Source organism: Acidimicrobiales bacterium, from assembly GCA_030747595.1.
GTDB lineage: Bacteria > Actinomycetota > Acidimicrobiia > Acidimicrobiales > MedAcidi-G1 > UBA9410.
In genome coordinates, this window is the sequence record JASLKK010000001.1 from 285,884 (window position 1) to 307,963 (window position 22,080).

The window sequence follows — 22,080 nt, forward strand, 5'->3', positions numbered from 1 at the left end:
TCACCCATGGCCACACACCTTCCCGTGAAAATCGGGCGATGAAGGTCGGGGTCCTGGCCCTCCAGGGGGCATTCGTACGTCACATCCAGGCGCTGGACGACCTGGGCGCTGCGGCCACTGAGGTACGAACCGTGGGAGAACTGTCCGCCGTGGATGCCCTGGTGCTGCCGGGAGGCGAGTCCACGACCATGTCGATGCTGCTCGACTCGTCGGGCCTGCGAACAGCGGTGGCCGAGCGGATCGACGGAGGGATGCCGGTCCTGGGTACCTGCGCCGGGATGATCCTGCTGGCCAGTCACGTGGCCGATGGTCGCCCGGACCAACGGTCGTTCGCGGCGATCGACATCGACGTCCGACGCAACGGCTACGGCAGACAGGTGGACTCCTTCGAATCCGACCTGGACGTGACCGGTCTGGACGAGCCCTTCCACGGGGTGTTCATTCGGGCCCCGGTGGTCGACCGGGTGGGCAATGGTGTCGAGGTGCTGGCCTCCGTGGACGGTCGACCCGTGTTATGCAGCCAGGGTTCGGTCGTGGTGACATCCTTCCATCCTGAGATGTCCGGAGACGGACGGATCCACGGGAAGTTCCTGGACATGGCGTTCGCCGCCTGACCAGCCACTGGTGGACGAACCGCCTGGTTGCAACAAGTAGACGAGACGAGACGGAGGGCGACATGTCGGGCCATTCCAAGTGGGCGACCATCAAGCACAAGAAGGGCGCTGCGGACGCCAAGCGCGGCAAGCTCTTCGCCAAGCTCATCAAGCAGGTCGAGGTGTCGGCCCGCCAAGGCGGAGGCGACCCGGACTCCAACCCGACGCTACGGACCATGTTCCAGAAGGCTCGTGACGCATCGGTGCCGCTCGACACCATCGAACGGGCCGTCAAGCGCGGTACCGGTGAACTTGAAGGAGTCGACTACGAGACCATCACCTACGAGGGGTACGCCCCCCACGGTGTAGCGCTCTACGTGGAGACCCTGACCGACAACCGGAACCGGACCGGCTCGGAGGTTCGTTCCCTCCTGACCAAGAACGGTGGTTCGCTGGCCGAGCCCGGATCGGTGGCCTGGCAGTTCGATCGCAAGGGGGTGGTCCTGCTGGCCGGCTCAGTCGACGAGGACGAAATCATGGTCGCCGCGCTGGATGCCGGAGCCGAGGACCTGATCGACGATGACGGGACCTGGCGCTTGACGTGCGAGGCCACCGACCTCCCATCTGTCCGTGACGCCCTCGAGGCAGCCGAGGTGCCGTTCCTGAACGCCGACGTGGCGATGCTGGCCACCACGTCAGTGGCCCTGGATTCCGTCGACCAGGCCAGGGCTGTGCTCCGGGTCATGGACCTTCTGGATGACAACGACGACGTCCAGGACGTGCACGCCAACTTCGACATCTCCGCCGAGATCCTCGAGGAACTCGACGACTGATCGGCCGGCGGAAGGGATGCACCGGTCGTCGGGGCGGCCACCGCTAGAGTCGTACACATGTTCGTTCTGGGGGTTGACCCGGGTCTGACCCGTTGTGGCTACGGCGTCGTGTCGCGCACCGGGCGTCGCCTCGAAGCCGTGGCCGCCGGAGTGATCCGGACCGACCCGGGGGCCGACACGGCAGTTCGTCTGGCCGAGCTTCATCGCGAGGTGGCGGCACTGATCGACGAGTACCGACCCGACGAGGTGGCCGTCGAGCGGGTCCTCTTCCAAGTCAACGTCCGTACCGCCATGCAGACGGGACAGGCCTCGGGAGTCGCCATGGCTGCCGCGGCGACCGCCGGTTGTCCGGTGACGCTCTATTCGCCGAACGAGGTGAAGGACGCAGTGGCCGGCTGGGGCGCCGCCGACAAAGACCAGATGGAACAGATGGTCCGGGGCCAACTCGGCTTGACCACACCGTTGCGCCCGGTCGACGCCGCCGATGCCGTGGCCGTGGCCCTCTGCCATCTGGCCATGGTGCCGCCCAGTCGTCGGGTGACGGTCGCCGGTGCTGGTCGATGATCGGGTCGCTGAGAGGTCGACTGCTGGAACGCTTCGGAGAGGGCGAGGTCCTCATCGAGGTGGCAGGTGTCGGCTACCGGGTGGTCGTCACCCCAACCACCGCAGTCCGGTTGGGCGATGTGGGCGGCGATGTGTTCGTCCACGTCCACCATCACTTCCGGGAGGCCGACCAGACGCTGTACGGCTTCCTCGAGCGTGACGAACGCGCCTGCTTTGAGGCACTCCTCTCGGCTCACGGAGTCGGGCCGTCGCTGGCTCTCGCGGTGCTAGGCGTACACGGGCCTGGAGAGTTGGCCCGTCTCTTGGCCGATGACGACGTGGCTGCCCTCTGTCTCGTTCCCGGTGTCGGAAAGAAGACCGCCACCCGGCTACTGGTCGAACTCAAGGACTCGCTCGACCTGCCGTTGGATGGGATTTTGGACGGCGGTGAGGGGCCGGGCGTACCCCGATCGGCAGTGGCCGAGGTCCAAGATGCTCTCGGTGGCCTTGGGTACACCCCGGATGAGGTCCGGTCGGTGCTGGCCGACCTGGGTGGCGACGATCCGGCGATCCTGTTACGCGAGGCCCTCCAGCGCCTCGCCCGGGCCTAGGTCCGGACGCGGGTCGGGGCAGGTCGGTCGTGCGCGAGGAGCTTCTTTCGGCACAGCGTGACCCGGAGATCGACGAGGAGTCGGTCGAAGGTGGCCTACGGCCCCGCAGCCTCCAGGAGTTCGTTGGCCAGTCCGAGCTCAAGGGCCACCTGCGGGTGATGCTCGAAGCGGCACGACGGCGGGGTCAGGCTGCCGACCACTTCCTGTTCGCCGGGCCGCCCGGCCTGGGCAAGACGACGCTGGCCCACATCGTGGCTACCGAGATGCAGGCCGAACTCCACGTGACTTCTGGTCCGGCCCTCGACCGTGCAGGCGACCTGGCGGCCATCCTCACCAAGCTGGAGCCGGGCGACGTCCTGTTCATCGATGAGATACACCGGTTGGCCCGGGCCGTCGAAGAGGTCCTGTATCCGGCGATGGAGGACTTCGAGCTGGACATCGTGTTGGGCAAGGGCCCGGCCGCCCGGTCCATCCGCCTGGAGCTGCCCCGGTTCACGCTGGTCGGGGCCACAACCCGGACGGGACTCATCACCGGGCCGTTGCGTGACCGCTTCGGCCTCACGGCCCGCCTCGACTACTACGAGGCCGACGACCTGCAGTCCATCGTGACCCGGGCCGCGGGAATCCTCGAGGTCGAACTTGACACCGAGGGCGCGGGTGAGATCGCCCGCCGGTCGCGGGGCACGCCACGGATCGGCAACCGGTTGCTGCGTCAGGTGCGCGACTTCGCCCAGGTCGAGCGGTCGGGGATGGTCGACGGTGACGTGGCACGTGACGGCCTGGCCTTCTTCGGCGTGGACGGTCTGGGCCTGGACAAGCCTTCAAGGGAGATCCTCTCGGCGCTCTGCCATCGCTTCGGTGGTGGCCCGGTGGGACTCAAGACGCTGTCGATCAGCGTGAGCGAACCCGAAGACACGGTGGAAGACGTCTACGAGCCGTTCCTCATTCAACAGGGCCTACTACTCCGAACACCGAAGGGACGTGTGGCCACGCCGGCGGCCTACTCCCATCTGGGGACCGGTCCGCCGCCCTCCGGTGGGCCGACCTCCCTGTTCGACGAGGACTCGACGGACTGAACCGACGTTCGGCGGTCGGAACTCCACGGGCCGTGGCTCCCTAGGCTTGCCGACCCATGGGGCCCGACGATTTCGACTACGACCTCCCGGCGTCGGCCATAGCCCAGGAGCCGCTGGCCGACCGCTCGGCGGCCCGGCTGCTGGACGCCACCGGCCCCTCGGTCGTTCATAGAACAGTGAGGGACCTGCCCTCGCTCCTCGGGCCCGCAGACATCTTGGTTCTCAACAACACGAGGGTCCTGCCGGCACGACTGCGCCTCAGGCGACCCACCGGCGGTGCCGCCGAGGTCCTGTTGTTGCATCCGGTCGACGAACATCGTGCCCAGCAGCTGGATCCCCAGAACCCGGACGACCTTCGTCAGGATGGCCATCTCTGGGAGGCACTGGTTCGGCCCAGTCGTCGACTACCCGACGGTGTCGTCCTGACCCCCGACGGACCCAACATCGAGGGATTAGCCGGATTGGCCGTCGAGGTGGGCGCCGATCTGGGCGAGGGGCGCCGTCATGTCCGGATCCGGACCGGCGACGATGATCTTGAGGCTGCCCTGGATCGGTACGGCGAGATGCCGCTCCCGCCGTACCTCACCACCGTGCTGGCAGACCCGGAGCGTTACCAGACGGTGTTCAGTGACCGGCCGGCGTCGGCCGCCGCTCCCACCGCCGGCCTGCATCTGACCGACGACGTCCTGGAACGCTGCCGATCGGCAGGAGCACGCGTCGAGTACCTCGAACTGGTGGTGGGCCTGGACACGTTCCGACCGGTGACCGTGGGCGACTTCGACGACCACCGGATGCACCACGAGCGTTACCAGGTGGCCCCGGAGGTGATCGAGGCCTGTCTGGCGGCCCGCCGCAACGGCGGACGGGTGGTGGCGACGGGCACCACCACGGTCCGGGCACTGGAATCCGCGGCCCGGTTCGGCCCCGCTGGATCGACGGACCTGTTCATCCGGCCCCCCTTCGAGTTCCAGATGGTGGATGCCCTGATGACGAACTTCCACCTGCCACGGTCCACGCTTCTGGTCATGCTCGAAGCGTTCGCAGGGACAAGGTGGCGCGACCTCTATCGGGGAGCCCTCAACGACGGGTACCGCTTCCTCTCGTTCGGGGACGCCATGCTGGTGGCCCGCACCGCGACGGATCTACCGGGGGAGACAGACCGGTGAGAGCCGAGTTCACCGAGTCGGCGATCGACGGAGGCGCACGTTCCGGCACGGTTCGGGTGCCCGGGGGAACGTTCCGGACCCCATGCTTCATGCCGGTCGGAACGAGGGGAGCGGTACGGCACCTCTCATCGGTCGATCTGGCCGAACTGGGAGCCGAGGTGGTCCTCGGAAACACGTACCACCTGATGCTGCGACCGGGTGCCGAGGTGATCCGGGCACACGGGGGACTGGGCGCCTTCGCCGGTTGGGAGGGGCTCACCCTCACCGACTCAGGTGGCTACCAGATCTTCTCGCTGAAGCCGAAGGTCGATGACCAGGGCGCCACCTTTCGATCGACCTATGACGGGTCCACCCACGTGCTCACCCCGGAGGGGGCAGCCGAAGTCCAAGCCGACCTGGGAGCTGACATCCAGATGGTCCTGGACGTGTGTCCTGCCCTGCCGGCAACGGAGAAGGTCCTCCGGGCCGCGGTAGTCCGCACCGCGACATGGGCCGGCCGGGGCCGTCGGGCCTTCCTGGAACACCCGGATGCCGCTGGCCGGCAGAGCCAGTTCGGCATCGTGCAGGGAGGCACCGACACCGGTCTGCGGATAGAGAGCGCCGAGCGGACCCTCGAGGTGGGTTTCGACGGCTACGCGGTGGGTGGTCTCAGCGTGGGAGAGACCCGTGACCAGATGCTGGAGCCCCTGGCTGCGGTGACGAGTTTGCTTCCGGCCGACCAACCGCGCTACTTCATGGGTCTCGGGGACCCGGCGGGCCTCGTCGAGGTGGTGGCGGCCGGGATCGACATGTTCGACTGCGTCCTGCCCACCCGGCACGCGCGGCACGGGACAGTGCTGACCACTGCTGGACGTCTCAACCTGCGAAACGCCCGGTTTGCCACCGACGATTCGCCCCTGGATCCCGCTTTCCCGGCCAGCCCGGCTGGGCGGTGGTCCAGGGCTTACCTGCGACACCTCCTGATGACCGACGAACCCACCGGTGGTCGGCTCCTCTCGATGCACAACCTGGCCTGGTTGCTGGACTTCGTGGATCGTCTCCGGGCATCCATCGAGGCCGGAACGTTCGAGGCGTTCCGGAGCGACACCCTGACCGTCTGGGGTTAGGCACCGACGGGTGCCCGACGGGTTGCCTGCCCGCTATCTCCCGGGTTACCTGTCGAGGTACTCGCGGCTCGGCGTAGGCTCACGGGGTCCACTGGCGGCCATGAGGTCGTCCGGATCATTGTCTCAAATCCCCTCTCAAATCCCCTCTCTAGGAGCGTTCCCGTGGCCGGCTTCATCCCCCTGATCCTCATCTTCGGGCTCATGTACGTGCTCATGATCCGACCGCAGCAGCGCAAGGTGAAGGAGCAGCAGGCACTCGTATCGTCGATCTCGGCGGGTGATGAGGTGGTCCTCAGTTCGGGCATCTTCGGGGTCGTGAAGGAGGTCGACGGCGACGACGAGCACGTGCTGTGGATTGAGGTGTACTCGGGCATCGAGCTGAAGGTTCTGCGAAGTGCCGTGGATCGTCGCTTCAACGAGCCCACCACCGTTGACGAGGAACTGGTTGCTGAGGAACCGGTCACCGCGGAACCGGGCGAAGAGACCGGTTCCGAAGAGACCGGTTCAGACGAGGCCTGAGCGGCTCCACCGTCACCGGAACCCTGCGTCGCCGAAATGCCCCGCCGTCAACTTGTCTACCTGCTCGGGATCGTCATCCTGAGCGTCCTCGCCTCGACCATGACCGTGGTCTGGGGCAACAAGCCCCTGCTCGGGCTCGACCTGCAGGGTGGCGTGTCGGTTCGGCTGGTAGCCACCGAGCCGGCCACCGAGGAGATGCTCGACCAGACGGTGTCGATCATTCGTGACCGGGTCGATGGACTCGGCGTGGCCGAACCCGAGATCTCCCGGACCGAGACCGGTGTGCTGGTCTCGCTTCCGGGGGTGGACGACCAGGACCGGGCCCTGTCGCTCGTGGGCACCACGGCCGAACTTCGCTTCCGGCCGGTCTGTAGCGTCACCTCGACAGTCCGTCCCGAGACACCGGCGTCAGGCTCGTGGTCGACTGCCCATGCCATGTGTTCGGAGGTCAATACCGGAGCGGTGGTGCCGGCCATCGGTGCCGACGGGTACACCGCCCCGGAGGACGATCTTGCCGAGAACTTCGTGGTGCTGGGGCTTCGTGGCGACACCGCCGGCCAGCGCTACCTGCTGGGACCATCGGTCCTGACCGGTGAAGCGATCGCTGACGCCAACCCGCTGTTCATCGACTACCAGTGGCAGGTCGGACTGGACCTCCATCAGGGACAGGTCGGCATCGACGGTTTCAACGAGGTGGCGGCCCGGTGCTACACGGGTGACCCCTCGTGCCCCCTGGCTGTCGGTTCGACCAACGGCCGTCTAGCCATCGTGCTTGATGGCCAAGTGGTCACCGCACCATCCATCCGGGCGCCCCAGTTCCAGCACGACGCCATCCTGATCTCCGGTGGGTTCGAGAAGGCCGAGGCCGACGACGTGTCGCTCTCGCTGCGCTACGGCGCGCTGCCCGTGGAACTCGAACCCGATAACACCAGGGTGGTGTCGGCGACCATTGGCGAGGACTCCCTGAGGGCCGGCGTGGTAGCCGGCCTGGTCGGCCTGCTACTGGTTGCCCTGTTCATCGTGACCTACTACCGCATCCTCGGTCTGGTGGCTCTGTTGAGTCTCGGGATCTCCGGTGTGCTCCTGTGGGCCATCATCGCCCACCTCGGAACCCAGTCGGGGTTGGCCCTCACGCTGGCCGGTATCACCGGCATGATCGTGGCCGTCGGCGTCTCGGTGGACTCCAACATCGTCTACTTCGAACACCTCAAGGAAGACGTCCGCGACGGTAGAACTGCCCGGTCCTCGGTCGACCGGGCCTTTCCGATCGCCTTTTCGACCATCGTCAAAGCCGATCTGGCTTCGCTGATCGGCGCCGGCCTGTTGTGGGCGCTCACCGTCGGTGCTGTTCGGGGCTTCGCCCTCTACCTCGGCCTGGCAACCATCCTGGACCTGGTGGCCACCTACTTCTTCATGGGTCCGATGGTGCGCCTGTTGGCCACCACACGCTGGTTTGCCGATCACCCTGAACGCTTCGGCCTGCCCGCCTCGGGTGCCGTGTCGGCTCGAAGGGGCGCAGTCCCATCGGAGGTCGGAGCATGAAGACCCTACGAGCCCTCTATCGCGGCGAATCGCCGGTCGACTTTCCCTTGCTGTGGCGCCCGGCCGTCACCACGTCGGTGGTGGCCGTCGTCCTGGGCCTGCTTTCGTTTGCCGTCTTTGGCCTGAACCTGGGCCTCGACTTCGAGGGTGGAACCTCTTATGAGGTCCGGGCACCTGACGTGTCGGTAGCTGACGCCCGTGAGTTGATGGCCGACCTCGGGGCGCCCGAGGCCCGCATCCAACTGGTTGACGACGATCTGGTCCTGGTGCGCTCCGACGTTCAGGACCCGGTCCGCGCCGCGGAGATCCGTGATGGTCTGGCCGCTGGTCTAGGCCCCGTGGTGGCCTTCGAGCAGGTCGGACCCACATGGGGCGACGAAGTCACCGGCAAGGCGGTCAAGGCACTGATCGTCTTCTTCATCGTGGTGGCGATGTACATCGCCGTCCGTCTGGAATGGAAGATGGCGGTCGGTGCATTGGTCGCCGTGGCCCACGACATCGTGCTGAGCGTCGGCGTCTATTCGGTCTTCCGGTTCGAGATCACCCCAGCTACGGTCATCGCCTTCCTGACCATCATGGGGTACTCGCTCTACGACACCATCGTGGTCTACGACAAGGTGCGAGAGGTCGTCGGCCGTCTAGGTGCGACCGAGCGGTACACCTATTCGGAACTCATGAACCTGGCCTTGAACCGGGTGGCCATGCGGTCCATCAACACCAGCATCACCTCGGCCATCCCGGTCTTGTCGATGCTGGTGGTGGGTTCGTTCATCCTGGGGGCGGGCACCCTGCGCGAGTTCGCGGTGGCTCTCCTGGTGGGCATCGCCGTGGGTTCCTACTCGTCGCTTTTCCTGGCCTCGTCGTTGGTTTCCGTGCTCAAGGAGCGCGAGGAGCGGTGGAGTCAGATCGCCCTCAAGGTCCGGAATCGAACGGGCGACGATGTCGACGGGTCCATGAAGGGGACACGGACCATCGAGCGGAGCGATGCGGTGGGTGTCGACACCCGGGCCGCACCGCGGCGGGCGCCCGGTGGTGGCCCGGCGAAGCGTCGTCCGACCATGACGGCGCCGACAGGCGGTGGCGTGCCGCCCCGCCCACGCAAGAAGAAGCGCTGACGCACGTCGTCCAGCGAGACCTGACCGAAGGGTCCGGCTTCGGGGCCCACTGGCCGGTGGCCCCCCACGACTACCGTGGAGGCATGGGAACGCTGGTGATCTCAGGTCGTTCCAGGGAACCGGGCCTTTCCAGGAGCCCGTATAGCGGAAGCCTTCGTCTCAGAAACCTGTGTCCCGAAAGCGGGTGCCGCTGAGATGGCCACGATGACCCGGGTGCTCCCGTGGCGACGCCGCCCCCGTGAGGTGGTCGGCGAGACGTCGGCACTGCTGACCGAATATCGGGCCCATCATCCCGGAGCGGATTCGTCGATGATCGAGCAGGCCTACCAGGTGGCGTTGGCCGCCCACGCAGGCCAGACCCGCAAGTCCGGAGAGCCCTACATTCACCATCCGCTGTCGGTGGCCACCATCGTGGCCCGGCAGGGTCTGGATGACGTGACGGTGGCCGCCGCCCTGCTACACGACGCGGTGGAGGACACCTCCATCTCCCTTGATGACCTCGAGCGGGACTTCGGTTCCGATGTCCGGCTCATCGTGGACGGCGTCACCAAGTTGGAGCGCCTCCACTTCGACACCCGCGAAGAACAGCAGGCGGCCAGCGTCCGCAAGATGCTGGTCGCCCTGGCCAAGGACCTTCGTGTGCTGATCATCAAGTTGGCCGACCGACTCCACAACATGCGAACCCTGGCCGCGCTGCCCGAACACAAGCAGGAACGGGTGGCCCAAGAGACTCTGGACATCTACGCCCCGCTGGCCAACCGGCTGGGCATGCAGGAGGTCAAGGACCAACTGGAAGACCTGGCGCTGGCCACTCTGCATCCCAAGCGCTACAGCCAGATCGACCAGATGGTCCAGGACCGGTCGCCGGAGCGCGACCTGTACCTGGCACAGGTCATCGGCGAGGTCGAGGGTCGGCTCGGCGAGGTGGGCGTCACCGGCGAGGTCGACGGTCGACCGAAGCAGCTGTGGAGCATCTACGAGAAGATGATCGTGAAGGGTCGGCCCTTCGAGGAGATCCACGATCTGGTTGGGGTGCGTGTCGTGGTCGAGAACGTGCGCGACTGCTACGCAGCGTTGGGCACCATCCATGCCACCTGGAAACCGGTGCAGGGACGCTTCAAGGACTATGTGGCCATGCCCAAGTTCAACCTGTACCAGTCGCTGCACACCACTGTCGTCGGGCCCCAGGGCAAGCAGGTGGAGTTCCAGGTACGCACCTACGAGATGCACGCCAGGGCCGAGCACGGGGTGGCCGCCCACTGGGACTACAAGGCCCAATCGCCGAGCGACGAGATGGCCTGGCTGGGTCGGATCGTGGAGTGGCAGGCCGAGACGGAGGACCCCGGCACCTTCATGGCCAACCTGAAGACCGATCTGGAACTCGACGAGGTCTACGTCTTCACGCCAAAGGGGCGGGTGGTGACTCTTCCGCTGGGGGCCACGTTGGTCGACTTCGCCTACGCCATCCACACCGACGTCGGACATGCCTGCGTGGGCGCCAAGGTGGGGGGCCGGCTCGTCCCCCTGGAGACGGAACTAGTCACTGGCGACACAGTCGAGGTGGTGACGTCCCGTCAGCCGGGGGCTGGACCCAGCCGGGACTGGTTGCAGTTCGTGGCCACCCACCGGGCATCCAGCAAGATCAAGCACTGGTACTCACAGGAGCGACGGACCGAGGCAATCGACGCCGGTCATGAGGAACTCACCAACGAACTCCGGCGGGCCGGGCTGCCCATCAGGGAGGTGCTCGACGGGCCCGAGCTGGCTGCGGTGGCTGCGTCGATGAACTACCACGAGCCCGACACGTTGTACGCGGCGGTGGGCGAGCATCACGTGTCGGCCCGGTCGCTGGTCGGTCGGGTGGCCAATGTGCTGCGACCCGACGAGGATGACGAGGTCACGGCGATTCCGGTCAAGACCCGACGGCCTCGCAGGGACACTGACCGGGTGGGGGTCCACGTCGAAGGGCTGGACGACATGCTGGTGCGGCTGTCGAGGTGCTGCACGCCGGTGCCGCCCGACGAGATCATGGGGTTCGTGACCCGCGGTCGCGGGGTGAGCGTGCACCGGTCGGACTGCGCCAACGCGGTGTCACTGATGGCCGAACAGGGCGACCGACTCATCGACGTCGACTGGGGCGGCGAGATGGGAAGCCACTTCGTGGTCTCTGTGGACCTCAAGGCACTCGACCGACCGGGACTGCTGCGCGACGTCACCGGCGTCCTGGCCGACCACCAGGTCAACGTCTTGTCCACCACGACGTCGACCAGTGGTGCCGACCGGGTGGCCACCATGCGCTTCGACTTCGAGATCGTGGACCCGACACACCTCGAGACCTTGTTGCGGATGTTGCGTCGTGTCGATTCGGTCTACGACGTGCACCGTGCAGTGCAGGGTTCGCCCGACCTGGTCGACGACGCCGACGGTTCCACTGACAAGGGCTGAAGCGGGGGCTGACTGCCCGGGGCCAGAGAGACGGCAACGTCGCCGAGTGCCGCTTGGAGCGCCGGTAGCCTCCATCACCGTGTCCGACCACGTTTTCCGCGCCCCGAAGGGCACCCGTGACATCCTCTGGCCGGACTCGGCCCGGTGGCGTGCCTTAGTCGACGTCTTCGCCGAGGTGGTCGGCTCCGCGGGGTACCTCGAGGTCATCCCGCCGATGTTCGAACACGTCGAGGTGTTCCAGCGTCTCGGCGAGACCACCGACGTCGTCCGCAAGGAGATGTACTCCTTTGAGGACAAGGGTGGACGGACTCTGGCGCTGCGGCCCGAGCAGACCGCATCGGTGGTCCGCGGATTCTCCGAGCATCGACCCACGCTGCCGTACAAGGCCTGGTACGCCGGGCCCAACTTCCGATATGAGCGGGCGCAGAAGGGCCGTTTCCGACAGTTCGACCAGGTGGGGGTGGAGGTCCTGGGCCCGACCGACCCGCACCTCGATGCCGAGGTCATCTCCCTGGCGTGGCGCTTCTACGAGCGGCTGGGCCTGAAACAGGTAACCCTGCTGGTGAACTCGCTGGGTGGCCCCGAAGACCGCGCCCGGTATGTCGAGGCACTGCGGGCCCACTTCACCGCGGAGAGCGACGCCCTGAGCGAGGAATCGCGGGCCACCTTGGAGGCCAACCCGTTGCGGGTACTGGATTCCAGTCGGGAAGCCGATGCACCGCTCATCGACGCCGCTCCCCGGATGGTCGACCACCTGTCCGACGACGCGGCGGCCCACTTCGCCGGTGTGACCGCGGCGCTCGATGCCGTCGGCGTGCCCTACACCGTGGCGCCACGGCTGGTCCGTGGCCTCGACTACTACGTCCGTACCACCTTCGAATTCGCCGCCGAGGCACTCGACGCCGCGCAGAACGCGGTGGGTGGCGGTGGACGCTACGACGGTCTGGCGGCCGACCTTGGTGCGCCGGAGACCCCGGGTGTGGGATTCGCCCTCGGAGTGGATCGAACCCTGTTGGCGTGCGACGCCGAGGGAGTGTTCAACGCACCGGCAGCAGCCATCGACGTGTTCGTGGTCGATGCCACAGGTGGTGACGAGGCCGTGGTGGTGACCGACCTGATCCGCACGGAAGGCCTGCGGGTCGACCGGGCGTGGGACGGACGGTCCATGAAGGCCCAGATGAAGGCCGCCGACCGCAGCGCCGCTGCGCTGGCAGTCATCGTGGGCGAAGACGAAAAGGCGGCCGGCACGGTGACCGTGCGGGACCTCCGGGGTGACGGCGGACAGGAGACCGTCACCCGGGACCAGATGATCCAGACCCTACGAGCGAGGCTGCGTTGACCGATTATTCCACCTCCATGCGAACCGACCGCTGCGGAGACCTCCGGGTCGACGACGTGGGTCGCCAGGTCACCCTGTGCGGGTGGGTCGACCGACGACGCGAGCACGGCGAGCACCTGGCGTTCATCGACCTGAGGGACCGCTCCGGTGTCGTCCAGCTGGTGGTCGACGGCGCCCACGACCTCCGCAGCGAGTACGTGCTGCAGGTCAGCGGGACCGTGCGCGAACGTCCGGCCGACACGGCCAATGATTCGTTGGTGACCGGCGCGGTCGAGATCGACGCCGTCGAGGTGACCGTGCTTGCGGCAGCTGAGCCGCCGCCCTTCCCAATCGACGAACGCACCGACGTCGACGAGATGCTGCGCCTGAAGCACCGGTACGTCGACCTGCGGCGCCCCAGGATGCAGCGCAACCTCGAGGTCCGGGCCCGGGTCAACAGCGCGGTGCGTGGCGCAATGGAGGAGCAGGGGTTCGTCGAGGTCGAGACGCCGATGCTCATAGCTAGTACGCCCGAAGGGGCCCGCGACTTCGTGGTCCCGTCACGCAAGGAACCCGGCTCGTTTTACGCCCTACCCCAGAGCCCCCAGATCTTCAAGCAACTGTGCATGGTGGGTGGCGTCGACCGCTACTACCAGATCGCCCGCTGCCTCCGTGACGAGGACCTCCGGGCCGATCGCCAGTTCGAGTTCATGCAGCTCGATGCCGAGGCGAGCTTCGTTTCCCAGGACGACGTGCTGGCCTTCATCTCCCACGCCGTCTCGGCTGCCGCCGAAGCGATCACCGGGGAGCGGCCCGGCGAGATTCCGCGGATGTCGTGGCAAGAGGCCCAGGAGCGGTTCGGGACCGACAAGCCCGACATCCGGTTCGGCATGGAACTCGTTGAGCTCACCGAGGTGTTCGCCGGCACCGAGTTCCGCGCCTTCCAGGCGCCCTGCGTGAAGGGCATACGGGTGCCCGGTGGCGCCGATGCGTCCCGCAACCGGCTCGACGACCTGACCGAGCAATGCAAGGGCTGGGGCGCCAAGGGCCTCGTGTGGATGCGGGTCACCGACGATGGCCTGGACTCACCGGTGGCCAAATTCCTGACCGACGGCGAGAAGGCGGCGCTGGGCTCCACGTTGGAGGCCGAGGTCGGCGACCTGCTTCTGCTGGTAGCCGACGAGCGCCGGACGGTTCGACACATCCTGGGCCTGCTGCGCCTCGAGTTGGGTCGTCCGCCGGTCACTGAGGGTGGACTCCACTTCCTCTGGGTGGTCGACTTCCCCCTGTTCGAGGGACTCGACGAGTCGGGGAACCCCATCCCGGCCCATCACCCGTTCACCATGCCGCATACCGACGACCTGGACGCGCTCGAGCGGGGCGACCTGCTGGACGTGCGCTCGCAGGCCTACGACCTCGTACTGAACGGATGGGAACTGGGCTCCGGCAGCGTCCGGATCCACCGCCGTGAGATCCAGGAGCAGATTTTCTCCATCTTGGGGATCGAATCCGAGGAGGCGCACGCCAAGTTCGGCTTCCTGCTCGACGCCTTCCGGTACGGCGCTCCGCCACACGCCGGCTTCGCCTTCGGCATGGATCGCCTCACGGCCATCCTGGCTGGCGAGGAGAACATCCGCGAGGTCATCGCCTACCCCAAGACCCAGTCAGGGGGAGACCCGCTGACCAGCGCACCGACGCCCATCGATGGTCGACACCTCGAGGAGTTAGGTCTGCGGGTCCTTCCCCCGGCGGAATAGGCCCCCGCCCAGGAACAGCCTCAGGTGGAATGGCCGTCCCGCCAGACAACCGGACTGCCGGGTACCGTCCGACCGTGTCCGGAGACCTCTTCGCCAGCGCGGCGACCGAACGCCTGGCTCGCCGGGCGCCGTTGGCTGACCGCCTGCGGCCGACCAGGTTGGACGACGTCGTCGGCCAGGAGCACCTTCTGGGCCCGGGACGTCCCCTACGGCGACTGATCGAGGCCGACCGCCTGTCATCAGTGGTGCTCTGGGGTCCTCCGGGAACAGGTAAGACGTCCCTGGCCAGACTCATCGCGCGGGTGACCGCTCAAGAGTTCGCTGAACTCTCGGCCGTCAACGCCAGCGTTAAGGACGTCCGGGAACTGGTGGCTTCGGCAAAAGCCCGTCTGGGTGAACGCGACGTGGGCACCATCCTGTTTCTCGACGAGGTCCATCGGTTCAACAAGGCCCAGCAGGACGCCCTCCTACCGTCGGTGGAGTCCGGACTACTGGTGCTCATCGGGGCCACCACCGAGAACCCGTTCTTCGAGGTCAACGCCCCGTTGCTGTCGCGTTCCACCCTGTTCCGACTGGAGCCTCTAGGGCCCGAAGCGTTGCGGCGCCTCCTGGAACGGGGGCTGGCCGTCGAGGCCGTCGAAGCCGACGATGATGCGCTGGACCTGCTAGTCGACCGGGCCGCCGGGGATGGTCGACATGCCCTGACCAGTCTGGAGGTGGCGGCTGCGCTGGCCGTCGGTCGGGCAGCGGAGCAGCCGGCCGAGGGTTCAGAAACCCGGGTAGTGCTGGCCGATGCCGAGGCGGCACTGGGCACCAAGGCGCTGCGTTACGGCCGCGATGCCCACTACGACGTGATCAGTGCTTTCATCAAGAGCATCCGGGGCTCGGATCCCGATGCCGGTCTGTACTGGCTGGCCCGGATGCTCGACGTCGGCGAGGACGCCCGGTTCATTGCCCGCCGGCTGGTCATCCTGGCCAGTGAAGACGTCGGCATGGCCGATCCGATGAGCCTTGTGGTTGCCGACGCGGCCGCCCGGGCCGTTGAGTTCGTGGGCCTTCCTGAGGCGAAGTTGAATCTGGCCCAGGCCGTGGTCCACCTGGCCACGGCCCCCAAGTCCAACCGGGTGACCATGGCGCTCGGCGCCGCAGAGGGCGATGCCCGGGCGGCAGGCACCGGCGAGGTCCCGATTCACCTGCGTGACGCCCACTACCGGGGGGCCGCCCAGTTGGGCCATGGCAAGGGATACGACTACCCGCACGACCATCCTGAGGGTTGGGTCGAACAACGTCATCGCCCAGCGGAGGTCGATGGGCGTCGCTACTACGATCCATCCCAACATGGCTTCGAGAACGAGATTGCTGAACGCATGCGGTCCACACAGCCTCCGGAGAAGGGTTCGGATGAGGAGGATCCTGACAATGGTTGATCTGGACACCCGTCGACCGGTTGGTTCGGTCTGATGCGTCGACGACTGCTCTGGCTGATGGGCGGATGGGTCGTCGGCACCCTGTCGGCCGCATGGTTGCGTCGAAGGGCCCGTCAGGCGATTCGCCGTTACGCACCGGCTCGACTCCGTCATGAGGTCTCGGACCGAAGTTCAGCCTTGGTCGACAGCGTCCGCCGTATTGCCGGTCAGGTAGCCGCCGTCGGTCGCGACGAGGAGGGCGCCACCCGAACCGGAGCGCGATCGTCCGAACACTATTCCCCGCGTCGGCATCGCCGCCCGATCCGGTCGACGCCCGGCGAACGCTGAGCCGTTCATTCGGAGCGAGGACCGTCGCCGAGGTTCCACCGACCACGGGTGGCTTCCCTAGGCTGGGCTGACCATGTCTGCTACTCCCGAGACCCTGCCCACCGCCGCCGGCCTCCGCCGGGCCTTTGTCGACTTCTTCATCGAGAACGGCCACCATCATGAGGCATCCGGGAGCCTGATCCCCCACGACCCAACGCTGCTGTTCACGGTGGCCGGGATGGTGCCGTTCAAGCCGTACTTCGTGGGCGAGCAGCCCGCGCCCTGGGACAGGGCAGTCACCGTCCAGAAATGCGTGCGGGCCGGCGGCAAGCACAACGATCTCGACGAGGTGGGACGCACCAGTCGGCATCTCACCTTCTTCGAGATGATGGGCAACTTCAGCTTCGGCGACTACTTCAAGTCTCAGGCCTGTGCCTTTGCCTGGGAGTTCGTGACCGATGTTCTGGGCCTGGATCCCGAACGACTATGGATCACCGTGCACGTAAGTGACGACGAGGCGGAGGCCATCTGGCGTGACGAGGTGGGTGTCCCCGCCGAGCGGATCCAACGTCTCGACGAGGACAACTACTGGCGGATGGCCGACACCGGTCCGTGCGGCCCGTGCTCGGAAATCTTCTGGGACAAAGGCCCGGCGTTCGGTGACGATGGTGGTCCGGCCCACGGAGACGACGAGCGGTTCATCGAGATCTGGAATCTCGTGTTCATGCAGTTCGAGCAGCATGACGACGGGTCGATGACCGAGCTGCCCGCGCCGTCCATCGACACCGGTGCCGGCCTGGAGCGGATCCTGAGCGTGCTGGGCGGCGTGGACTCAGTCTGGGAGACCGACGAGTTCGATCGCCTCCTGACCCGTATCGGCGAACTCAGCGGGATCCCCCACGGGTCCGGCGACCGGACCGACGTGTCTCAGCGGATCCTGGCTGACCATGCCCGGTCGTCGACCTTCATGATCAGCGACGGTGTGTTCCCCAGCAACGAGGACCGTGGCTACGTGTTGCGGCGAATCATTCGTCGGGCTGTCCGGCACGCCTGGTTGCTAGGTGTCGAAGACCAGGTCATGCCGGAACTGGTCGATGCCGTCGTAGGGATCATGGGACCCGACTATCCGGAACTGGTTCGAAACCATGCCTTCGTGCGCGACGTCCTGGACAGAGAGGAGCATCGGTTCCGCGAGACCCTGCGGACCGGATCGGTGATCCTCGACGAGGCTCTGGACGGGCTGGCCGACGGTGGCCGTCTCGACGGCGACGTGGCCTTCAAGCTCCACGACACCTACGGCTTCCCCTTGGAACTGACCGAGGAGATCACCGCCGAGCGTGGCCTCGGGGTGGACCTCGAGGGTTTCCGAGCTGCCATGGCCGACCAGCAGACCCGGGCCCGGTCTGCTCGGAAAAGCGCGGGCGGGTCGGCGGCGGCCGGTGACCTGAGGGCCGTGCTCGAAGAGCATGGCGCCACGACGTTCGTGGGGCGTGAGGTCAATGAGGCCACGGCAACTGTGCTGTACGCCGACGATGACGTGGTGGTGCTCGATCGCACGCCCTTCTACGCCGAGTCGGGAGGCCAGATCGGCGATACCGGCACGTTGGTCTTCGAGGGTGGCACCCTGGAGGTGTTCGACACCACGCTGGCTCTCGACGGTCTCCACCGGCACCACATCCAGTTGCCGGATGCCAGCCAGTCGGATGATGGGCTGGCCGTTGGACAGGAGGTCCGGGCGACCATCGACATCGAACGGCGGGCAGCCATCCGACGCAACCACACCGGAACGCACCTCCTGCATTCAGCCCTGCGTCGTGTGCTCGGAGACCACGTCAAGCAGCAGGGCTCCCATGTCGGACCCGATCGGCTCCGGTTCGACTTCAGCCACTTCGAGGCCCTGACCGCTGAACAGATGACCGCTGTCGAGGACCTGGCCAACGCCGACATTCTCGCCAACCCCTCGTGCAACCATTACGAGACCAGCAAGGATGAGGCTGAGGCCGCGGGTGCCATTGCCTTCTTCGGCGACAAGTACGGCGACACCGTGCGGGTGCTCGAAGCCGGACCGCACTCGACGGAGTTATGCGGCGGCACCCACGTCTCGGCCCTGGGCGATATCGGTCCGATCAGGATCGTGGCCGAGGGCTCCATCGGTTCGAACATCCGTCGGATCGAAGCGTTGACCGGTACCGCGCCCATTGAGCGACTCCGTGACGTGGAGACGGTCCTGGGGCGTGCTGCCGAACTGGTTGGTGTGCCGGTCGACGACGTCCTTGACGGAATCGAGAAACGACTCGCCGAAGCCCGCGCTCTTCGCGGCGAACTGGCCGGCCTGCGAACGGTGGCCGCCCTGGGGCGTGCCGACGAGTTGGCTGAGTCCGCCGAGGACGGACTGGTTGTGGCACTGATCGACGGGATCGACCGCGACGGGTTGCGCCAGTTGGCCATGGCGGTTCGTGACCGCGACGGGGTACGGGCCGTTGTCCTGGGTGCCGCCCCCGAAGGGGGAGGGGCCGCCCTGGTAGCCGCCGTGGCGACGGGCAGTGGTCTGGACGCCGGGGCGCTGGTCGCTGAGGCCGCCCGGACCATCGGCGGCGGTGGCCGCCCCAATCCCGAGGTGACCGCGGTCGGCGGCAAGGCACCGGAACGCCTGGCCGAGGCACTCGAACAGGCGCGGGCGGCAGCCCAGGCCGGCTGAGACCGTTGAGGGCCCTGGGTCTGGACCTGGGGTCCAAGCGGATCGGGGTGGCGGTCAGCGACAGCGACGGCCGGGTGGCTACGCCCATCGAGGTCGTTCATCGGACTGGCGACCGGCCCGGCGAACATCGCACCCTGGCTGGCCTCGCCGAGGAGTGGGGGGTCGAAGTGGTCGTCGTCGGCATCCCGTACTCCCTGGATGGGTCGGTGGGCCCCATGGCCGAAGCCATGGCGGCGGAAGCCACCCTTCTGGCGCAGGTCCTGGGTGAACGGCCGGGGGTTCCGGTCGAGACCTACGATGAACGCCTGACCACCGTGACCGCCGAACGGGCCCTCCGTGAACAGGACCTCCGAGCTCCGCAACGCCGGAAGGTGGTCGACATGGTGGCCGCAGCGGTCATGCTCCAAGGGTGGCTGGATGCCCGCCGGGAGGCCCTCGGGTGACCGGCTCGCCGCCGGCCCCCGATTCCCACGGGGCCCCCGATCAGCACCAGCCCCGCCCCGATGTCCGCTGGGTCCGTCATCGACCGTTGTTGGGGCCATTCCCACGATGGGGACTGGTGATGGCCCTGGTGCTACTGGCCCTCGTCGTCGGCTATCGGCTGTTCCTGGGGTGGGTGGACGACCAGATGACGCCCGAGGCGCTTCCCGGCGACGAGGTGGAGTTCTCCATTGTTGAGGGCTGGTCGACCAATGACGTGGTGGTTTCGCTCGGCGATGCCGGGGTGATCGACAACCCGGCCATGTTCCGTCAGTGGATGCGATGCCCCTCAGCTATTCGTTGGCTGATCGGCTGCGAGTCCGGCATCGAGTACTCGTTTCAGGCTGGGGACTACGTCCTCAGGGAACACCTCGGGTTCGAGGCCGTGGTGGCCCTCCTCGACGAGGGGCCGATCCCCGAGGAGGTCATAAGGGTGACTGTGCCCGAGGGCCTGACCGTTGAGCAGACGGTGCAACGACTGCTGCGCGAGATGCCGCTCTTTGAAGAGGACGAACTGCGGGCTTCGCTGGTCAGCGATCGTCTCCAATGGGAGCACGGGTCGACCGGGCACCGGGAACGGGCGCTCGAGGGTCTGCTATTTGGCGACACGTACCAACTGGATGAAGCAACCGTGGCTGATGAACTGGGCCTGGTGCTCCGAATGCACCAGCAGTTCCGTCGGGTGGTCGAGCAGTTGGACCTCGTGGCCCGGTCTGCCGAGGTAGGCCTCACCCCGTACGAGGCGGTGATCCTGGCGTCGCTGATCGAGGAGGAGGCGCTGCTGGACGGCGACCGGCCGAAGATCAGCCGCGTCATCCACAACCGGTTGGCCGCCAACTGGCGTCTGGGGATCGACGCGTCAAGCCGGTACGCGGTGGGTAAGACAGCTGGTGAACCGATGACGAGCGAGGATCTCTCCGTGGTGTCGCTCTGGAACACCCGGGTCGTGGTCGGCCTGCCGCCGACGCCGATCGCGTCACCAGGTCGCGCTTCGCTGGAGGCCGCTCTGGCTCCTGATCCGGGATCGTGGATGTACTACGTGCGTACCGATGAGGGCGGGGTGTCTGGTGCGCACACGTTTGCCACCACGGCTTCCGAATTTGAGACGGCGCGGAGGGTCTGCGTGGTGAAGGATCTGGGTTGTGGCTGAACCGACCCCTGACCAGACCCCGGGCCCGACCCCGGACCGACGCCCGCCGATGAGTGGGGCGAGCCGACTAGCGGCCGTGATCGGTGACCCGGTGCGGCACTCCTTGTCGCCGACACTTTTGAACGCGGCGTTTGCTGAGGTCGGGCTGGACTGGCACTTCGTGGCCCTCGAGGTGGCTGAGGGTCGGTCCGATGAGGCGCTGGATGCCGTGCGGGCCTTGGGCCTGGCCGGGCTTTCGGTGACCATGCCCCATAAGGCGGCCGTAGCCGCCGCGGTAGATCACCGGACCGAACAAGCAGAAGTGCTTGACGCCGTGAACTGCGTTGTGGTCGAGGGAGGCCGCCTCGTTGGCCACAACACTGACGGGGACGGGTTCCTTGATGGTCTACGCCACGACACCGGCTTTGACCCAGCGGGCCGGAGCACGGTGGTCATTGGGGCCGGGGGAGCGGCACGCGCAGTAGTTCTGGCCTTGGCTAGAGCCGGGGCAGCCGAGGTGGCGGTAGTCAACCGTACGGCGTCCCGGGCCGAGGTGGCCGCAGGTTTGGCTGGCCCGGTCGGCCGAATGGTCGGGTCTGACGAACTGTCCGACACAGTCGCTGCCGCTGATCTGGTGGTCAACGCCACTTCGGTGGGGATGACCGACGACGGGGCCTTGCCCGTGGACCCTGAATCAGTGGCCGTCGGGACAGTTGCTGTGGACCTGATCTACCACCCGCCGGAAACCGCCTGGTTGGCTGCCCTGCGCGGCCGCGGAATCGAAGCCCACAACGGCCTGTCGATGCTCGTGTTTCAGGCGGCACACGCCTTTCGCCTCTGGACGGGATCCGAGGCACCGGTAGCGGTCATGGATGCTGCTGCCCGTGCCGTGCTGGCTACGCGCTGATCTGACCGGTCTCGTTCGGTGATCGGGCTCGAAGGCCCGAGTTCACATGTCGGGAGTCCGGCAGAAAGAACTTCGACTACTTGCGTTTGAGTTGGTGGTGGTCGCCGTCAGGGTTGTCTGAGCATTCGTAGTTGTCGTCTTCGTCGACGAGAACACCGTCGCGGTCGGTGAGACGCTTCTCGCAGTGTTGGCAGCGGCGACGCCGAAGGACGAGCAGAAGAAGCAACCCGGCAGCGAGGACGGCAACGGCCGGTTTCCACCAGTTGGTGCCACTCCCGGTGCCCTCAGGTTCGGGGGAAGTGAGGGCTTGGCGAATCACCCCGTCGCCCGGGTCGGTGGCGTCAAACGGATCGGTGCCGAGTTGGTTGATTTCTTGGTTGTCGCTGATCCCGTCCCCGTCGGAGTCTTGGGTTTGCGGCGATTCAAGTTCTCCGGTGGGGTCGGTGGGGTCGGTGGGGTCGGTGGGGTCGGTGGGGTCGGTGGGGTCGGTGGGGTCGGTGGGGTCGGTG

General features: G+C 66.9%; 20 protein-coding genes. 19 read left to right on the forward strand and 1 reads right to left on the reverse strand.

The window, feature by feature from the left end:
* Positions 1 to 38: 38 nt before the first annotated feature.
* From pdxT to aroE, 19 genes are all read left to right on the forward strand, one after another.
* Positions 39 to 614, forward strand: coding sequence for a pyridoxal 5'-phosphate synthase glutaminase subunit PdxT (gene pdxT, locus QF777_01245; GenBank protein MDP6910176.1), 576 nt, complete (start codon positions 39 to 41; stop codon positions 612 to 614).
* Between the two features lie 62 nt (positions 615 to 676).
* Entirely contained in the window at positions 677 to 1,426 is a 750-nt protein-coding gene (locus QF777_01250) for a YebC/PmpR family DNA-binding transcriptional regulator (protein ID MDP6910177.1), read from the forward strand.
* A gap of 57 nt (positions 1,427 to 1,483) precedes the next feature.
* Positions 1,484 to 1,990: a crossover junction endodeoxyribonuclease RuvC gene (gene ruvC / locus QF777_01255; protein ID MDP6910178.1), complete on the forward strand. Its 507-nt coding sequence runs from the start codon at positions 1,484 to 1,486 to the stop codon at positions 1,988 to 1,990.
* Positions 1,987 to 2,580 (forward strand): Holliday junction branch migration protein RuvA, encoded by a 594-nt coding sequence (gene ruvA / locus QF777_01260; protein ID MDP6910179.1) that lies wholly within the window; start codon positions 1,987 to 1,989, stop codon positions 2,578 to 2,580. The genes ruvC and ruvA overlap by 4 nt, the downstream gene beginning before the upstream one ends.
* Positions 2,581 to 2,609: 29 nt before the next feature.
* Complete coding sequence (gene ruvB, locus QF777_01265; GenBank protein ID MDP6910180.1) at positions 2,610 to 3,656, forward strand: Holliday junction branch migration DNA helicase RuvB; 1,047 nt, start codon at positions 2,610 to 2,612, stop codon at positions 3,654 to 3,656.
* Between the two features lie 56 nt (positions 3,657 to 3,712).
* Positions 3,713 to 4,822 carry a tRNA preQ1(34) S-adenosylmethionine ribosyltransferase-isomerase QueA gene (queA, locus tag QF777_01270; protein ID MDP6910181.1) on the forward strand — a complete coding sequence of 370 codons (1,110 nt, stop codon included), beginning with the start codon at positions 3,713 to 3,715 and terminating at the stop codon, positions 4,820 to 4,822.
* The gene (gene tgt / locus QF777_01275; protein ID MDP6910182.1) at positions 4,819 to 5,928 is read left to right on the forward strand and encodes a tRNA guanosine(34) transglycosylase Tgt; all 1,110 of its coding nucleotides are present in this window, start codon (positions 4,819 to 4,821) and stop codon (positions 5,926 to 5,928) included. Before queA ends, tgt begins: the two co-directional genes overlap by 4 nt.
* A 162-nt stretch (positions 5,929 to 6,090) precedes the next feature.
* The gene (gene yajC / locus QF777_01280; protein MDP6910183.1) at positions 6,091 to 6,447 is read left to right on the forward strand and encodes a preprotein translocase subunit YajC; all 357 of its coding nucleotides are present in this window, start codon (positions 6,091 to 6,093) and stop codon (positions 6,445 to 6,447) included.
* 36 nt (positions 6,448 to 6,483) lie between these two features.
* The gene (gene secD / locus QF777_01285; GenBank protein MDP6910184.1) at positions 6,484 to 7,989 is read left to right on the forward strand and encodes a protein translocase subunit SecD; all 1,506 of its coding nucleotides are present in this window, start codon (positions 6,484 to 6,486) and stop codon (positions 7,987 to 7,989) included.
* On the forward strand, positions 7,986 to 9,104 hold the full coding sequence (gene secF, locus QF777_01290) for a protein translocase subunit SecF (GenBank protein ID MDP6910185.1): 1,119 nt from the start codon (positions 7,986 to 7,988) through the stop codon (positions 9,102 to 9,104). The genes secD and secF overlap by 4 nt, the downstream gene beginning before the upstream one ends.
* A 195-nt stretch (positions 9,105 to 9,299) precedes the next feature.
* On the forward strand, positions 9,300 to 11,549 hold the full coding sequence (locus QF777_01295; GenBank protein MDP6910186.1) for a bifunctional (p)ppGpp synthetase/guanosine-3',5'-bis(diphosphate) 3'-pyrophosphohydrolase: 2,250 nt from the start codon (positions 9,300 to 9,302) through the stop codon (positions 11,547 to 11,549).
* Between the two features lie 79 nt (positions 11,550 to 11,628).
* A complete protein-coding gene (gene hisS / locus QF777_01300; GenBank protein MDP6910187.1) occupies positions 11,629 to 12,888 on the forward strand; it encodes a histidine--tRNA ligase in 1,260 nt (419 codons plus the stop codon).
* 17 nt (positions 12,889 to 12,905) lie between these two features.
* Positions 12,906 to 14,624, forward strand: coding sequence for an aspartate--tRNA ligase (gene aspS / locus QF777_01305; GenBank protein MDP6910188.1), 1,719 nt, complete (start codon positions 12,906 to 12,908; stop codon positions 14,622 to 14,624).
* Positions 14,625 to 14,698: 74 nt separating this feature from the next.
* Positions 14,699 to 16,051, forward strand: coding sequence for a replication-associated recombination protein A (locus tag QF777_01310; protein MDP6910189.1), 1,353 nt, complete (start codon positions 14,699 to 14,701; stop codon positions 16,049 to 16,051).
* Positions 16,052 to 16,084: 33 nt separating this feature from the next.
* Positions 16,085 to 16,378, forward strand: coding sequence for a hypothetical protein (locus QF777_01315; GenBank protein MDP6910190.1), 294 nt, complete (start codon positions 16,085 to 16,087; stop codon positions 16,376 to 16,378).
* A 73-nt stretch (positions 16,379 to 16,451) separates the two neighbouring features.
* Entirely contained in the window at positions 16,452 to 19,055 is a 2,604-nt protein-coding gene (gene alaS / locus QF777_01320) for an alanine--tRNA ligase (GenBank protein MDP6910191.1), read from the forward strand.
* A gap of 5 nt (positions 19,056 to 19,060) precedes the next feature.
* On the forward strand, positions 19,061 to 19,498 hold the full coding sequence (ruvX, locus tag QF777_01325; GenBank protein MDP6910192.1) for a Holliday junction resolvase RuvX: 438 nt from the start codon (positions 19,061 to 19,063) through the stop codon (positions 19,496 to 19,498).
* A 119-nt stretch (positions 19,499 to 19,617) separates the two neighbouring features.
* A complete protein-coding gene (gene mltG, locus QF777_01330) occupies positions 19,618 to 20,685 on the forward strand; it encodes an endolytic transglycosylase MltG (GenBank protein MDP6910193.1) in 1,068 nt (355 codons plus the stop codon).
* Positions 20,678 to 21,571 carry a shikimate dehydrogenase gene (gene aroE / locus QF777_01335; protein ID MDP6910194.1) on the forward strand — a complete coding sequence of 298 codons (894 nt, stop codon included), beginning with the start codon at positions 20,678 to 20,680 and terminating at the stop codon, positions 21,569 to 21,571. The genes mltG and aroE overlap by 8 nt, the downstream gene beginning before the upstream one ends.
* A gap of 76 nt (positions 21,572 to 21,647) precedes the next feature.
* Here aroE and QF777_01340 read toward each other — a convergent pair.
* On the reverse strand, positions 21,648 to 22,080 hold a 433-nt coding region (locus tag QF777_01340; protein MDP6910195.1), incomplete at its 5' end, for a hypothetical protein.

Bases quoted from the DNA above. Each gene is read 5' to 3' on its own strand.
- queA (MDP6910181.1), top strand. From the start codon at position 3,713: ATGGGGCCCGACGATTTCGACTACGACCTCCCGGCGTCGGCCATAGCC.
- QF777_01250 (MDP6910177.1), top strand. From the start codon at position 677: ATGTCGGGCCATTCCAAGTGGGCGACCATCAAGCACAAGAAGGGCGCT.
- secD (MDP6910184.1), top strand. From the start codon at position 6,484: ATGCCCCGCCGTCAACTTGTCTACCTGCTCGGGATCGTCATCCTGAGC.
- secF (MDP6910185.1), top strand. From the start codon at position 7,986: ATGAAGACCCTACGAGCCCTCTATCGCGGCGAATCGCCGGTCGACTTT.
- alaS (MDP6910191.1), top strand. From the start codon at position 16,452: ATGTCTGCTACTCCCGAGACCCTGCCCACCGCCGCCGGCCTCCGCCGG.
- pdxT (MDP6910176.1), top strand. From the start codon at position 39: ATGAAGGTCGGGGTCCTGGCCCTCCAGGGGGCATTCGTACGTCACATC.
- QF777_01315 (MDP6910190.1), top strand. From the start codon at position 16,085: ATGCGTCGACGACTGCTCTGGCTGATGGGCGGATGGGTCGTCGGCACC.
- aspS (MDP6910188.1), top strand. From the start codon at position 12,906: ATGCGAACCGACCGCTGCGGAGACCTCCGGGTCGACGACGTGGGTCGC.
- mltG (MDP6910193.1), top strand. From the start codon at position 19,618: ATGGCCCTGGTGCTACTGGCCCTCGTCGTCGGCTATCGGCTGTTCCTG.
- ruvA (MDP6910179.1), top strand. From the start codon at position 1,987: ATGATCGGGTCGCTGAGAGGTCGACTGCTGGAACGCTTCGGAGAGGGC.
- QF777_01295 (MDP6910186.1), top strand. From the start codon at position 9,300: ATGGCCACGATGACCCGGGTGCTCCCGTGGCGACGCCGCCCCCGTGAG.
- ruvC (MDP6910178.1), top strand. From the start codon at position 1,484: ATGTTCGTTCTGGGGGTTGACCCGGGTCTGACCCGTTGTGGCTACGGC.